Origin of the sequence: Pseudomonas sp. P4795 (genome assembly GCF_048822895.1) — a bacterium.
In the GTDB taxonomy this organism is placed as follows: domain Bacteria; phylum Pseudomonadota; class Gammaproteobacteria; order Pseudomonadales; family Pseudomonadaceae; genus Aquipseudomonas.
The window spans coordinates 82307-95560 of the sequence record NZ_JBMFBT010000010.1 but is presented as its reverse complement, the minus strand read 5'-3'; the positions used below and the strand labels follow the sequence as shown (position 1 = coordinate 95560).

The 13254-nt window shown below is 59.0% G+C and carries 11 protein-coding genes; 6 read left to right on the top strand and 5 right to left on the bottom strand.

Annotated features, from left to right (window positions below; all coding sequences use genetic code 11):
* The first annotated feature begins 90 nt into the window (after window positions 1–90).
* On the top strand, window positions 91–1782 hold the full coding sequence (ettA, locus tag ACOI8A_RS24610) for an energy-dependent translational throttle protein EttA (protein ID WP_420651536.1): 1692 nt from the start codon (window positions 91–93) through the stop codon (window positions 1780–1782).
* Between the two features lie 339 nt (window positions 1783–2121).
* Window positions 2122–3459 (top strand): NADP-specific glutamate dehydrogenase, encoded by a 1338-nt coding sequence (gdhA, locus tag ACOI8A_RS24605; protein ID WP_420648461.1) that lies wholly within the window; start codon window positions 2122–2124, stop codon window positions 3457–3459.
* On the opposite strand, the gene ACOI8A_RS24600 is transcribed toward gdhA, so the two are convergent.
* From ACOI8A_RS24600 to ACOI8A_RS24585, 4 genes are all read right to left on the bottom strand, one after another.
* Window positions 3456–3950 carry a GreA/GreB family elongation factor gene (locus ACOI8A_RS24600; RefSeq protein ID WP_420648460.1) on the bottom strand — a complete coding sequence of 165 codons (495 nt, stop codon included), beginning with the start codon at window positions 3948–3950 and terminating at the stop codon, window positions 3456–3458. The genes gdhA and ACOI8A_RS24600 overlap by 4 nt on opposite strands.
* Before the next feature lie 70 nt (window positions 3951–4020).
* Window positions 4021–4377 carry a hypothetical protein gene (locus ACOI8A_RS24595; protein WP_420648459.1) on the bottom strand — a complete coding sequence of 119 codons (357 nt, stop codon included), beginning with the start codon at window positions 4375–4377 and terminating at the stop codon, window positions 4021–4023.
* An 84-nt stretch (window positions 4378–4461) separates the two neighbouring features.
* Window positions 4462–6315 carry a DUF4105 domain-containing protein gene (locus ACOI8A_RS24590; RefSeq protein ID WP_420648458.1) on the bottom strand — a complete coding sequence of 618 codons (1854 nt, stop codon included), beginning with the start codon at window positions 6313–6315 and terminating at the stop codon, window positions 4462–4464.
* Between the two features lie 94 nt (window positions 6316–6409).
* Window positions 6410–6898, bottom strand: coding sequence for a DUF3015 domain-containing protein (locus ACOI8A_RS24585; RefSeq protein WP_420648457.1), 489 nt, complete (start codon window positions 6896–6898; stop codon window positions 6410–6412).
* Window positions 6899–7177: 279 nt separating this feature from the next.
* Between ACOI8A_RS24585 and ACOI8A_RS24580 the strand changes: the two genes are divergently transcribed.
* Complete coding sequence (locus tag ACOI8A_RS24580) at window positions 7178–9616, top strand: Lon protease family protein (protein ID WP_420648456.1); 2439 nt, start codon at window positions 7178–7180, stop codon at window positions 9614–9616.
* Window positions 9617–9928: 312 nt separating this feature from the next.
* Window positions 9929–10258: a hypothetical protein gene (locus ACOI8A_RS24575; protein ID WP_420648455.1), complete on the top strand. Its 330-nt coding sequence runs from the start codon at window positions 9929–9931 to the stop codon at window positions 10256–10258.
* 6 nt (window positions 10259–10264) lie between these two features.
* Here ACOI8A_RS24575 and ACOI8A_RS24570 read toward each other — a convergent pair whose 3' ends face one another.
* The gene (locus ACOI8A_RS24570; protein WP_420648454.1) at window positions 10265–12094 is read right to left on the bottom strand and encodes a hypothetical protein; all 1830 of its coding nucleotides are present in this window, start codon (window positions 12092–12094) and stop codon (window positions 10265–10267) included.
* A 160-nt stretch (window positions 12095–12254) separates the two neighbouring features.
* Between ACOI8A_RS24570 and ACOI8A_RS24565 the strand changes: the two genes are divergently transcribed.
* Together ACOI8A_RS24565 and ACOI8A_RS24560 are read left to right on the top strand one after the other, a co-directional pair.
* On the top strand, window positions 12255–12743 hold the full coding sequence (locus ACOI8A_RS24565; RefSeq protein ID WP_420648453.1) for a TIGR00645 family protein: 489 nt from the start codon (window positions 12255–12257) through the stop codon (window positions 12741–12743).
* Window positions 12744–12928: 185 nt separating this feature from the next.
* Complete coding sequence (locus ACOI8A_RS24560; RefSeq protein WP_420648452.1) at window positions 12929–13234, top strand: DUF6482 family protein; 306 nt, start codon at window positions 12929–12931, stop codon at window positions 13232–13234.
* The last annotated feature ends 20 nt before the right edge of the window (window positions 13235–13254 follow it).

Below are 13254 nucleotides of genomic sequence, written 5' to 3'. Positions count from 1 at the left end.
CCAGATTGAAACGTGACTTTTTTCATTCTAGATCGCGTGCTGGAAAGCACTGCAAGCCCTGCAATATCTGACTTATAGGTGTTTTTAAAAATGGCAAAAGGTGACAAACACGGACAGACAGGTTCTTACGTATTCACCATGCATCGGCTGGGCAAAGTTGTTCCGCCGAAGCGGGAAATTCTCAAAAACATTTCTCTGTCGTTCTTCCCGGGCGCCAAGATCGGCGTGCTCGGCCTCAACGGTTCGGGTAAATCCACGCTGCTGAAAATCATGGCTGGCGTCGACACCGAGTTCGAAGGCGAAGCGCGTCCGATGCCGGACCTGAACATCGGTTATCTGCCGCAAGAGCCGCAACTTGACCCGACCAAGACCGTGCGTGAAGTGGTCGAGGAAGCGGTCAGCGTGATCAAGAACGCCCAGGCGCGCCTGGACGAGGTCTACGCGGCTTACGCTGAAGAAGATGCCGACTTCGACAAACTGGCTGCCGAACAGGCCAAGCTCGAAGCGATCCTGCAAGCCAGCGACGGTCACAACCTTGATCGCCAACTGGAAGTCGCCGCCGATGCGCTGCGTCTGCCGGCGTGGGACGCCAAAGTCGAATTCCTCTCCGGTGGTGAAAAGCGTCGTGTGGCCCTGTGCCGTCTGCTGCTGTCCGCCCCGGACATGCTGCTGCTCGACGAACCGACCAACCACCTGGACGCCGATTCGGTAGCGTGGCTGGAGCACTTCCTGCACGACTTCCCGGGCACCGTGGTCGCGATCACGCACGACCGGTACTTCCTCGACAACGTTGCAGGCTGGATTCTGGAGCTCGACCGCGGCGCCGGTATTCCGTACGAAGGCAACTACTCCGGCTGGCTTGAAGCCAAGTCCGATCGTCTGGCCGCTGAATCCAAGCAGCAGTCGGCGCACGAAAAAGCCATGAAGGAAGAACTGGAGTGGGTGCGCAAAGGCGCCAAGGCCCGCCAGTCGAAATCCAAGGCGCGTCTGCAACGCTTCGAAGAAATGCAATCGCAGGAATTCCAGAAGCGTTCGGAAACCAACGAGATCTACATCCCGGCCGGTCCGCGCCTGGGCGACAAGGTCATCGAGTTCAAGAACGTCACCAAGGGCTACGGCGATCGCGTGTTGATCGACAACCTGTCGTTCTCCATGCCTAAAGGCGCCATCGTTGGCGTGATCGGCGGTAACGGTGCCGGTAAATCGACCCTGTTCCGCATGCTGATGGGCAAGGAAACGCCGGATTCGGGCAGCATCGAAGTCGGCGAAACCGTGCAACTGGCCTGTGTGGATCAGAGCCGCGAAGACCTCGACGGCAGCAAGACTGTGTTCCAGCAGATTTCCGATGGTTCGGATCAGATCCGCATCGGCAACTACGAAATCCCGTCGCGCACCTACGTCGGTCGCTTCAACTTCAAGGGCGGCGATCAGCAGAAGTTCGTCAAGGACCTGTCCGGTGGTGAGCGCGGCCGCTTGCACCTGGCGCTGACCCTGAAGGAGGGTGGCAACGTCCTGCTGCTCGACGAACCGTCCAACGACCTCGACGTGGAAACCCTGCGTTCGCTGGAAGAAGCCCTGCTGGACTTCCCGGGCGCCGCCATTGTGATCTCTCACGATCGGTGGTTCCTTGACCGCGTCGCGACCCACATCCTGGCGTACGAAGACGACTCGCAAGCGATCTTCTTCGAAGGTAACTACACCGAGTACGAAGCTGACCGCAAAAAACGCCTCGGCGAAGCAGCGGCCCAGCCACACCGGGTACGTCACAAGAAACTGGCCTGATATCGGGTTGGTTGCATGAAAAAACGGAGCCTTGGTGGCTCCGTTTTTTTTGCGCGTTTTTTCAGGGGTACCGAGGTGAATTCATCGCTGGCAAGCCAGCTCCCACAGGATTTTTGTTGTGCCCGGATTGTGTGAACACCACGAAAACTGTGGGAGCTGGCTTGCCAGCGATGGCGGTATAACTGCTGAACACTCCAGGTGCAAAACAGCCTGTTTTATATCCTGTGCACCATTTGATTTAATATTTGCGACATTTCAAGCTGTTCCTGTGTGCAATTGGTTTGTTACAGTCCGGCTCAATCTCCTCCAACGACAACAAATTTGCCGAGACTTTTGCCCATGATCGAATCCGTCGAATCCTTCCTTGCTCGCCTCAAACAGCGCGACCCGGATCAACCCGAATTTCATCAGGCGGTCGAAGAAGTCCTGCGTAGCTTGTGGCCATTTCTCGAAGCCAATCCGCACTATCTGACCTCGGGGATTCTCGAGCGCATCTGCGAGCCGGAGCGCGCCGTGGTGTTTCGCGTGTCGTGGGTCGACGATCAGGGCAAGGTCCAGGTCAATCGCGGTTTCCGTATTCAGATGAACAGCGCCATCGGCCCGTACAAGGGCGGTTTGCGTTTCCATCCTTCGGTAAACATGGGCGTGTTGAAATTCCTCGCCTTCGAGCAGACCTTCAAGAACTCGCTGACCTCCCTGCCCATGGGCGGCGGCAAGGGCGGTTCGGACTTCGATCCGAAGGGCAAGAGTGACGCCGAAGTCATGCGTTTCTGCCAGGCGTTCATGAGCGAGTTGTACCGGCACATCGGCGCTGACGTTGATGTGCCGGCCGGCGATATCGGCGTCGGCGCGCGCGAGATCGGTTTTCTGTTCGGTCAATACAAACGCCTGAGCAACCAGTTCACCAGCGTTCTTACCGGCAAGGGTATGACCTACGGCGGCAGCCTGATCCGCCCGGAAGCCACCGGTTTCGGCTGCGTGTACTTCGCCGAAGAAATGCTCAAGCGTCGCGGGCAAACCGTTGAAGGCAAGCGCGTGGCGATCTCCGGTTCCGGCAACGTCGCGCAATACGCGGCGCGCAAGGTGATGGACTTGGGCGGCAAAGTGATTTCCCTGTCCGACTCCGAAGGCACGCTGTACTGCGAGGCCGGGCTGAGTGAAGAACAGTGGCTGGCGCTGCTGGAACTGAAAAACGTCAAACGCGGACGCATCAGCGAATTGGCAGTGGCGTTCGGTCTGGAATTCCGCGCCGGTCAGTTGCCATGGTCGCTGGCGTGCGACATCGCACTACCGTGCGCCACGCAAAACGAGCTCGACGGCGAATCCGCCCGCACCTTGCTGCGCAACGGCTGCGTATGCGTAGCGGAAGGCGCGAATATGCCGACCACGCTGGAGGCTGTGGATATCTTTGTCGAGGCCGGGATTTTGTTCGCGCCGGGCAAGGCATCGAATGCTGGCGGCGTGGCAGTCAGCGGCCTGGAAATGTCGCAGAACGCCATGCGTCTGCTGTGGACGGCGGGCGAGGTCGATAGCAAGTTGCACGCGATCATGCAGTCGATCCACCACGCTTGTGTGCATTACGGCGAAGAGAACGGACAGGTCAACTACGTCAAAGGTGCGAACGTCGCCGGCTTCGTCAAAGTTGCCGATGCGATGCTCGCTCAGGGCGTGGTTTAAGCCGATTCGATGCGGATCACTTCAATCAGTTGATCGCCGGCCGGACGTTGCCACAGCACTTCGTCGTTGAGTTGTGCCCCGAGCAATGCCCGACCGAGCGGTGACCCCCAGTTGATCAAGCCATTGCCAGCATCGGCCTGATCTTCACCGACCAGTTGCACACGGTGTTGGTTGTTGTGCTCGTCGGCGTAAGTCACCCAGCTGCCGATCTGCACTTTGCCGGTCGAGGTGGCGGCAGCCACAATTTGGGCGCTGCTCACGCGTTGGTTGAAGTAACGCAAATCCCGTTCGAGATCGGCTTGGCGTTGCTTGTCGGCCTGCTCGCCTTTGGCCGATTGTTCAGCGTACTCGGTTTGCAGCTCGGCAACCTTGTCCTGCAACTGCTGCAGACCTTGCGGCGTGACGTAATTGGGTTGCGCACTGACCAGCCGTTCGACCGGCTGATCGGCTTGTGCGGCGGCGGAGTCTTCGTTGACGAATGCGCGGCTCATGGTGTCCTCCCGTTATAAAGCTTGGGCCATGATCGCGGGGCATTGGTTTCACTGGATGTCCGGGAGCGACTCACTGCGAGCGATATGCGCGGCCAGCGCCCTGGTCTTTCTGTTGCTGCCAGGCGCGTTCGCGTTCGTCGAAGTGGCTGTTGCGATAGTCGTCGCGATCCTTGTTTTCGAGCATCGCCTGGCATTGGCGAAAGCCGTCGGTCCAGCCTTCGGCATATTGCTTGTCCTTGAGATAGCGCGGCACGTTCTTGCGAAACTCGCCGCTGATCGAACCGGCAGCTTGTCGGCCGCTGATGCAACCGTCATCAAAACCGTCGGCGAAGGCCGGTGGGTAACCTTTGGCAATCAGATCTTCGTGGGTGGACTGGCATCCGCCCAGCAACAGCAAAAACCCCAGCAAACCTGCGCACCGCCACATCTCACTCTCCCGAGCCGTTTTGCGGCTTACAGGGAGAGTCTAGAAGTGGATTCGTCGATGGGGCGTGAAAGAAAGATCAAAAGATCAGTAGTGATACCACTTCACCTCAAGCATCACTTCGGTCTCCGGCGTGGCAACGTGGCTGAACTCGCGCTGCGCACTCAGGCGCAGACCGAGGTTGCGCGACAATTCCCACTGCTGATTCAGACTCAGGCTACGGCGCACTTCGCCGTTGGTGAAGTAATCACCCTTGGCCTCCAGACTCAGATTGCCCAGCGGGTTTTTCCACAGGACACCGCTGTTGAATCCAGCGGCCGGGGCGATGAACCCGGCGAAGTCGTTGTTGTGCTCGATGCGTACCGTGCCGAGGGCAAAGCCCAGTACATCCTCGCCAAGCTGCCAGGTTCCGCCAGCGCCACCATTGACGTGGCTGACCAGATTTTCGTCGTCATGCTTGCCCGGCACTCGCTCCAGACCGCCGGTGACTTGCCATGACAGCGGCTGCAACAACTCATTGCGCGGAGTCAGAGAGCGAATGGTCGCCAGATCCAGTTGCTGCACCTGCCAGTCGTTGCCTTCGTACTGACGCAACTTCAACTGGAGGATTTCGATCTGCGCGCCGAGCGGGAAGCTTTCGGCGTTGTCGTTGAGATCGTGATAGGCCATGCGCAAACCGTACTCGCCGAACGCGCGGTCGCCACGGGTGCCGAGTCCGGCCTGCCAGGTGCGTGATTCGTGACCGTCCTCGGGCAGACCCGGTTGCGGAATTTGCAGCTCCGGCGGCGGATTCTTGTTGATCGCCCGCAGCAATTCGAAACTGCGCTGCGCCCGTTGCGGATCACGTTCCTGACCGTTGGCGCGGTAGCGTTCCAGACGATACGCCGCGTCAATGATCAATGCCTGACGTGCGCGGGGCAGGGCTTTGAATGCAGGGTCTTGCAGCTGTTGTTGATCGGCGCTGACCTTCAGCACCCAGTCTTGCTCTTCACTGCTCAACGGTTCGGCGCGGCTGAGCAATTCACGCTCGCGCGACGGACGATACTCGATGCTTTCTACCAGCCCGGCCTCTTTCACTGCTTTGACGGTGTCGGTGGGAATCGCGGTCAGCGGGAATTGCTCGGTCAGGCGCAGGCTCGGACGCGCTACTTGCAGCAGTTCGAGCAGGCGATACGAGCAGTTTTCGTCGAAGAAGAAATAGTCGAACTGGATCTGCTTCAACTCCCACACATGCTCGACCATCCGGGCGGTTTCGGCCTGAGTCAGGTTCAGCCGGTATTCCCATAGATCGCGGTTTTCCAGGCTGCGGTACTCGGAAAGTTTCTCCTGATACGGCACCAGCGCAAACAGCCCCGGATAGCCGCCCATCAAGCCTTTCCAGGCATACAGAATGCTGTTGTCCGAACCTTCGATGTAGGCGCCGAAGTTGATCGCATAACTCAGCAGCGACGTCTTGTCGCTCTGCACATCGGCCTGATCGATGCGCAGCAAGGTGTGGCCGAACATCGACGAAGGACTGTTGAGGTAGGCCGCCGGGAAGATCATCACCGCGCTGTGCGGCGAGACGTCTTTGAACCATTTCTTGAATTCGGCGCAATCGGGCTCAGGCAGATCGGTCAGCTTGAGTTGATCTTTTAACCAGCGAGTACGCGCCGGATAGACGCATTGTGCGTGCTGTTCGCCAGTGCTGGCTGGAGCGTACAACGCCTGCACGGTGGCCGCGAGTTCATGATCGGGATGTTCGTTGCCATCAGGTGCGAGAAAGAATTTCTTGTCGCTGACATAGCTGCGCCAGCCGCCAAGCTTGGCGCTTTCGTAGTGACCGAGGGAAATCCAGAAGCGGTCGTTGGCCAGTTGCTGCAAACGTTGAGGATCGATGTGCGGCGCGGCGGACAGCGGGGCGCAGACACACAGCGCCAGCCAGGCAAGGCGTTTGAGCATAAGTGGCAACTTAAGTCGAAAAGAAATAAAGCCCAAAGAGGGGCGGGCCGAAAAAACAAAACCCGCTTCCCGAAGGAAGCGGGCGGGGTCGAGCTTAAGCCTGAGTTGCGTACTTGGCCAGACGTGCGTCTGACTTCAGAACGGACAGGGTGTTGGTATGCACGTCTTCGGCGGTCACGTCAGCCTTGCTGAAGATCTGCTGGAAGTGCTCGTGAGTCACGGCAGCGAAATGCGCGCGATCTTCCGGCGCCACGCCCAGTACCACGGCATAAGTCGTCAGCGCTTCGCCGTTGCCTTTGGCCATGTCTTCGGACAGCTCGTTCATCATGCCATTCATGGCAATCCAGGATTTGCCGCCATAGGTCAGCGACGCGTTGGTCGAGCAACCGTTGGTGCCGGAGGTCATACCAAACGTTGCGTTACCGGATGTGCCGTTGGTGGTGGATGCCAGGAAGTGAGCCGGGGTGCCACGCTGACCTTCGAACAGCATGTTGCCCCAACCGCAATCCGGGCCGCCTGGCGCTTGAGCCATGGCGTTGAGGGATACAACGGTGAAGAGAGTACCGAGAAGAATCCGTTTCATAGCTTTGTTCTCTTTATGTGCATACCAATGGACAGGGGTTCTGGCGCCTTGCGGTGCCAGTGGGCCGGTTATTAGTTCCAGCCGCGCAGTTTGGAGTTTAGGCACATTCCGAGGGTTCCGTGATTTTTTGCACAATATTTGGAATAAACACTGGTTTCCCGAGGCCGGACCTCGGGTTAGCCTGTTGTCTATGCTTTGTCGTATGGCGCGCCTTGCCAGTGGGGCACGGGCAGCGCCAGAATGCCGCTATCTGCCCCGCCTGATTGTTAAGGAAGCCCGATGCCTGATCCTGTTGCTGCCAGCTTGCGTCTAGCGCCCGAAGCGCTGACCCGTCCGTTTTCCGCTGAACAGTTCAGCTTCACTACCACCAATGATCTGGAGCCCTTTCGCGGTGTGCTCGGCCAGGAACGCGCGGTCGAGGCCTTGCAGTTCGGTGTGGCCATGCCACGCCCCGGTTACAACGTGTTCGTCATGGGCGAGCCCGGCACCGGCCGGTTCTCGTTCGTCAAACGCTATCTGAAGGCCGAAGGCAAACGCCTGCAAACCCCGGCGGACTGGGTCTACGTGAACAATTTCGATGAGCCGCGCGAACCTCGCGCGCTCGAATTGCCGGCCGGCACTGCCGGTGCGTTCATCACGGACATCAACGGCCTGATCGACAACCTGCTGGCGACGTTTCCGGCGGTGTTCGAACACCCGTCCTACCAGCAAAAGAAAAGCGCCATCGACCGCGCCTTCAACCAGCGCTACGACAAGGCGCTGGACATCATCGAGCGTCTGGCGCTGGAAAAAGACGTCGCGCTGTACCGCGACAGCAGCAACATCGCGTTCACGCCGATGCTCGACGGCAAGGCGCTGGACGAAGCCGAATTCGCCCAGTTGCCGGAAGTCGACCGCGAGCGTTTCCACGACGACATTTCCTGGCTGGAAGAACGCCTGAACGAAGAACTCGCCAGTCTGCCGCAGTGGAAGCGCGAGTCGAGCAATCAACTGCGTCACCTCAACGAAGAAACCATCACACTGGCCTTGCAGCCACTGCTCGCGCCGCTCTCGGAAAAGTACGCCGAGAACGCTGCGGTCTGCGGTTATCTGCAAGCGGTGCAGGTCTATCTGCTGAAAACCGTGGTCGAGCAACTGGTCGACGACAGCAAGACCGACGCGGTGGCGCGCAAGCTGCTGGAAGAGCAATACGCACCGAGTCTGGTGGTCGGTCACCCGTCCAGCGGCGGTGCGCCGGTGGTGTTCGAGCCGCATCCGACCTACGAAAATCTTTTCGGACGCATCGAATACGCCACCGATCAGGGCGCGCTCTACACCACTTATCGCCAGTTGCGCCCGGGTGCCCTGCACCGCGCAAATGGCGGTTTCCTGATCCTTGAAGCGGAGAAAATGCTCGGCGAGCCGTTCGTGTGGGATGCGCTCAAACGCGCCCTGCAATCGCGCAAGCTGAAAATGGAATCGCCGCTGGGCGAGATGGGCCGTTTCGCCACCATGACCCTCAGCCCGCAGTTCATTCCGTTGAACGTCAAAGTCATCATCATCGGGGCGCGGTCGCTGTATTACACGCTGCAAGACCTCGATCCGGACTTCCAGGAGATGTTCCGGGTACTGGTGGACTTCGACGAAGACATCCCTATGGTCGACGAAAGCCTCGAGCAATTCGCCCAGTTGCTGAAAACCCGTACTTCGGAAGAAGGTATGGCGCCGCTGACCGCCGATGCGGTGGCGCGTCTGGCCACTTACAGCGCGCGTCTGGCCGAACATCAGGGGCGTTTATCGGCGCGCATCGGTGATCTGTTCCAGCTGGTCAGCGAGGCGGATTTCATTCGCCATCTGGCCAGCGATGAGATGACCGATGCCGGCCACATCGAACGCGCGTTGAAGGCCAAAGCCACGCGCACCGGTCGCGTGTCGGCGCGGATTCTCGACGACATGCTCGCCGGGATCATCCTGATCGACACCGATGGCGCAGCGGTTGGCAAATGCAACGGGCTGACTGTGCTGGAAGTCGGCGACTCGGCGTTCGGTGTACCGGCACGGATTTCCGCCACGGTGTATCCGGGCGGCAGTGGCATCGTCGACATCGAGCGCGAGGTTAACCTGGGCCAGCCGATTCACTCCAAAGGCGTGATGATTCTGACCGGGTATCTGGGCAGCCGTTACGCGCAGGAATTCCCGTTGGCGATTTCTGCGAGCATCGCGCTCGAGCAATCCTACGGTTACGTGGACGGCGACAGCGCGTCGCTGGGCGAGGCGTGCACGCTGATTTCGGCGTTGTCGAAAACCCCGCTCAAGCAGTGCTTCGCGATCACCGGTTCGATCAACCAGTTCGGCGAAGTGCAGGCGGTTGGCGGGGTCAACGAGAAGATTGAAGGTTTCTTCCGTCTCTGCGAGGCCCGCGGGCTGACCGGCGAGCAGGGCGCGATCATTCCGCAGGCCAACGTTGCGACGCTGATGCTCGATGAGAAAGTGCTGGCGGCAGTGCGTGCCGGGCAGTTCCACGTTTACGCCGTGCGTCAGGCCGACGAGGCATTGAGCCTGTTGGTCGGCGAGCCGGCGGGTGCGCCGAATGAGGATGGCGAGTTTCCTGAAGGCAGCGTCAACGCGCGGGTGGTGGAGCGCTTGCGGGTAATTGCCGAGATGATCAGCGAAGAGGATCTGAAAGAAGCCGAGAAAGAGTTGGCGCTGGAGGCACTGGCCGAAGCCAAACCGGCGTAACCCATTCGCACCGCACAACACTGTGGGAGCGGACTTGCCCGCGATGACTGACTGTCAGTTGACTCAAATATTGACTGACACTACGCCATCGCGGGCAAGCCCGCTCCCACAGTTACTTGGATTGCATGTCGAGAAAAGTGCCATCACTCTGGCGCCAATATTCACACAATGACCATTCGGCGCCTTCTGGTTCCGTTCGGCTTGCGAGGCGAACTTTTCTTCTATTCTCAGCTCAAGGATAAGGACAGGATCAGTGGATCGAAACAGCTCTTCAGCAAGGGCTGAATAACGGCTTTACCGAGGGTCGCCGCCATGTCGCGCAACCTCTGTCTCACCCGTCAGTGCCTGGGTCTTGTGACCCGTATCGAATGCGCCATCAAGCCGTTGGCCGGTGATAACGGCATGTGGACGCTGCTCTTCGCCGCCGGCATGGCCGGTGAACAACCTTCCGCCATCAAGGCTCAAGGCCCGTTTCATGGGCCGATCGCCGCCGAATCAATCCTCGACACCATTGTTGAAAGCCTGACAATGCACGGCTACGAGCTGGCCAGCGATCCGCAGATCTGGTCGTTGCATCTGCAAGCGCAACTGCGCCAGATCAACGGTGGGCGCGGGCGTCCTGTTGGCGTTTTCGACCACTAGGCGTGATCACGGCGCAGCACTCTGGGTCTGCGCCTTGTCGAGTTTGACCTCAAAGCCATATTGCACGGTGGCGAGGTCGGTGCGCTGGTAGGTTTCCACCTGCGTGGGGCGCCCATAGAAATAATGCACGCCGAACACCGCCGGGCCTTCTGCGCTCGCATCATGGCTGACCGAAAGAATCTGCTTGAGGTAGTTGCCACTGGCGTCTTTGACGAAGAATCGCCATTCATCGGCGGGGAAGGTCTTCAAATCCACCACCAACGTGTTGTTCCTGACCTCCAGGCCCTTGGGCAGGGACTTGGCGTCGAACGACTGTTTGGCAACCTTCGCCAGGAACAACGGTATCGAACCGACGGCAATCGCCGGGGTTTCCGGGAACAGGTTCAGGTCGTAGGTGATGGTCGCTTGTAGCGGATCGACCTGATACGCCTCGGGCGGCAGTTCAATCGGCTCATCAAGTTTGCCGCCGCGTTTCTCGGTGAAGAACGTTACCGGACTGACGCCGGGACTCAGGTCATCACCGAGCAATTCATCATTGAAGGTTTTACGGTGATCGAACTCGATGCGCGCCGCGCTGGGATCTTCCACCGACTGGCGGATATGCACACTGGCTTTCAACTGATCTTCGGTGAGGCTGGCGCCTTTGAGCCAGTTCACCGCCCGATCGTCATAGGCGGTGATTGGCAGATCGAGCGGCTGCACGGCTTTGGCGGTGGTGTGCGCGTCAAATTCGCGGATCGGCAGATCAAGGGTTTTGCGGGTTACTGTCGCTTGCGAAAAGTCCAGCACGCTGACTTCAAGTGTCTCGATGGGGCCATTGAAGTAGACCTTGTTGTAGCGGCGTGGATGCTGCTGTTCGAAGGCGTTTTGCTCGTCGTTCAGCTGTTTTTCCAGGGTGTCACTCCAGGTCGTTGCCTGTTGCAACTGCGCCAGTTGTTTCTGATAGAACGCAACTTGCGCCGGGCTTTCGTTGATCGAACCGGCGCGCCCCAGATACTGCCCCGTGTTGTCGCGCGCCTGGACGATCAGCGGGTTGAGCGGGGTTTCGCGGACTTCCTCGGCGAGCGGCGAACTGTTGCTGAATTCGACTTCGGCGTAGTTCTTCTCAAGTTTGACCAGGGTGACGCTGAGGTTGTCATCGCTGCGGGTCTGGCCGATGTCGTTCTTGCTCAGGTTGAAAGTGTGCAGGCGCTTCGGCGCGATGACTTCGACCTGGCCTTGCAGGCTGACCGGTTGCGGCTGTTTGTCCTTGTCCCGGTCCAGACCGTCGATGAACGGGTAAGTCACGGTCAGATCATCGGGGTTGGTCACATTCGAGCTGGATGGGCTGAGCTGGATTCCGGGGTCGGTTTCCGACCATTCCGGCTGGAAGGCGATCACGCGGTTGTCGCTCAGGGTCACCGACTGCCATTCCACGCCATGCGGGAACAGGAAGCCGCCGGGAATGTTCAGGTTGAAGGGGAACACCGGTTGCAGGTCGGTCAGGTAGTCGGAACTGGAATCCTTGTGCAGCACAAACAGACCGTTGATGAAGGTATCGACCAGTGCCTGCGGCGAAGGGTAGTGCTTGAGCACGCCGAGGGCGTCTTCGCCGTATTCGGTTGTCGCCGGCTTATCGTCGAGCCGTTGCTGCGCGCGTTCGAGCAACAGCAGCGAGCCGCCGAGTTCGGTGACGGCGTCCTTGAGCTTGGGATCGCTGATGGTATCCAGCGACTGTTCGAACTGTGCAGTCTTCTGTTCGAGAGTCTGCGGGTGTTTCTCGTCATCGGGCGAACAGCCACCGAGGAGCAGGGCCAGGCAAATTGCGGTCGTCGCTAATGGTAATCGCACATGCATTTCCAGTTGTCCTGTCCACTGTCGCCGGGCTGGCATTGTTTTCGACACTAGCAGAAAACCTTTGATACATACGCGTGGGCGGAGGTATTTCGGGCTATTTCTGGCTGTCATTAGGGGCTGATATACTCGCGGCCATTTCCAGCCCCTTGTGTGAGTAACGATGGAACGCTTTATTGAAAATGCAATGTACGCTTCGCGCTGGCTGCTGGCGCCGATCTACTTCGGTCTGTCACTGGGATTGCTGGCGCTGGCGCTGAAATTCTTCCAGGAAGTGTTCCACGTTATCCCCAATGTTTTCGCGATGGCCGAGTCGGATCTGATTCTGGTGCTGCTGTCGCTGATCGACATGGCGCTGGTTGGCGGCCTGTTGGTGATGGTGATGATTTCCGGCTACGAGAACTTCGTCTCTGAACTGGACATCGACGAGGGCAAGGAGAAGCTCAGTTGGCTGGGCACCATGGACTCGTCGTCGCTGAAAATGAAAGTCGCGGCGTCGATCGTGGCGATCTCTTCGATTCACTTGCTGCGGATCTTCATGGACGCCAAGAACGTCGATCCCGAGCATCTGAAGTGGTACGTGATCATCCACATGACTTTCGTGGTCTCGGCTTGCGCCATGGGTTATCTGGACAAGATCACCAAGCACTGATTTGTATTGCGCCAAATATCTGTGGCGAGGGAGCTTGCTCCCGCTGGGTCGCGTAGCGATCTCTTCAACGCGAAGCCGCCCGTCTGTTGCGAAACAGACGGGCGGCTTCGTTTGTGGGTTGTACTTTTGCGCGCCGAGGCATATCCCTGTAAGAGTCCAGTCTCGCCACTGCGTGGGGTGTGTCCATGAATCTGCAAGAGTTGAATGCGTTCGCCGTCGCCGGGAAGGTCCAGGAGTTGAATCTGATCTCGCTGGAGGGCGGGATTTACCTGCTTGAGGCAAGGATGCATGGAGCGGCGTATCCGCTCAGCGATCCGAAGGGGCAGATGCTCAAACTGCGCTCGGTCGAACATGCGCGGGACGTATTGCATACCTTTCCGGTATTGCCGTTTAACCTGGTGCACACCTCGGTGCACGATGAAATGTGCGGGCTCGGCGCCAGCGCCGAGGAAAGCCTGAAAGTGCCGATCGCCTGGCGTTCAGCGCTGTAGGTCTGCCCCGCTGATCAATG

Coding starts and splice junctions, on each gene's coding strand:
- ettA (WP_420651536.1), top strand. CDS start 91: ATGGCAAAAGGTGACAAACACGGACAGACAGGTTCTTACGTATTCACC.
- gdhA (WP_420648461.1), top strand. CDS start 2,122: ATGATCGAATCCGTCGAATCCTTCCTTGCTCGCCTCAAACAGCGCGAC.
- ACOI8A_RS24600 (WP_420648460.1), bottom strand. CDS start 3,950: ATGAGCCGCGCATTCGTCAACGAAGACTCCGCCGCCGCACAAGCCGAT.
- ACOI8A_RS24595 (WP_420648459.1), bottom strand. CDS start 4,377: ATGTGGCGGTGCGCAGGTTTGCTGGGGTTTTTGCTGTTGCTGGGCGGA.
- ACOI8A_RS24590 (WP_420648458.1), bottom strand. CDS start 6,315: ATGCTCAAACGCCTTGCCTGGCTGGCGCTGTGTGTCTGCGCCCCGCTG.
- ACOI8A_RS24585 (WP_420648457.1), bottom strand. CDS start 6,898: ATGAAACGGATTCTTCTCGGTACTCTCTTCACCGTTGTATCCCTCAAC.
- ACOI8A_RS24580 (WP_420648456.1), top strand. CDS start 7,178: ATGCCTGATCCTGTTGCTGCCAGCTTGCGTCTAGCGCCCGAAGCGCTG.
- ACOI8A_RS24575 (WP_420648455.1), top strand. CDS start 9,929: ATGTCGCGCAACCTCTGTCTCACCCGTCAGTGCCTGGGTCTTGTGACC.
- ACOI8A_RS24570 (WP_420648454.1), bottom strand. CDS start 12,094: ATGCATGTGCGATTACCATTAGCGACGACCGCAATTTGCCTGGCCCTG.
- ACOI8A_RS24565 (WP_420648453.1), top strand. CDS start 12,255: ATGGAACGCTTTATTGAAAATGCAATGTACGCTTCGCGCTGGCTGCTG.
- ACOI8A_RS24560 (WP_420648452.1), top strand. CDS start 12,929: ATGAATCTGCAAGAGTTGAATGCGTTCGCCGTCGCCGGGAAGGTCCAG.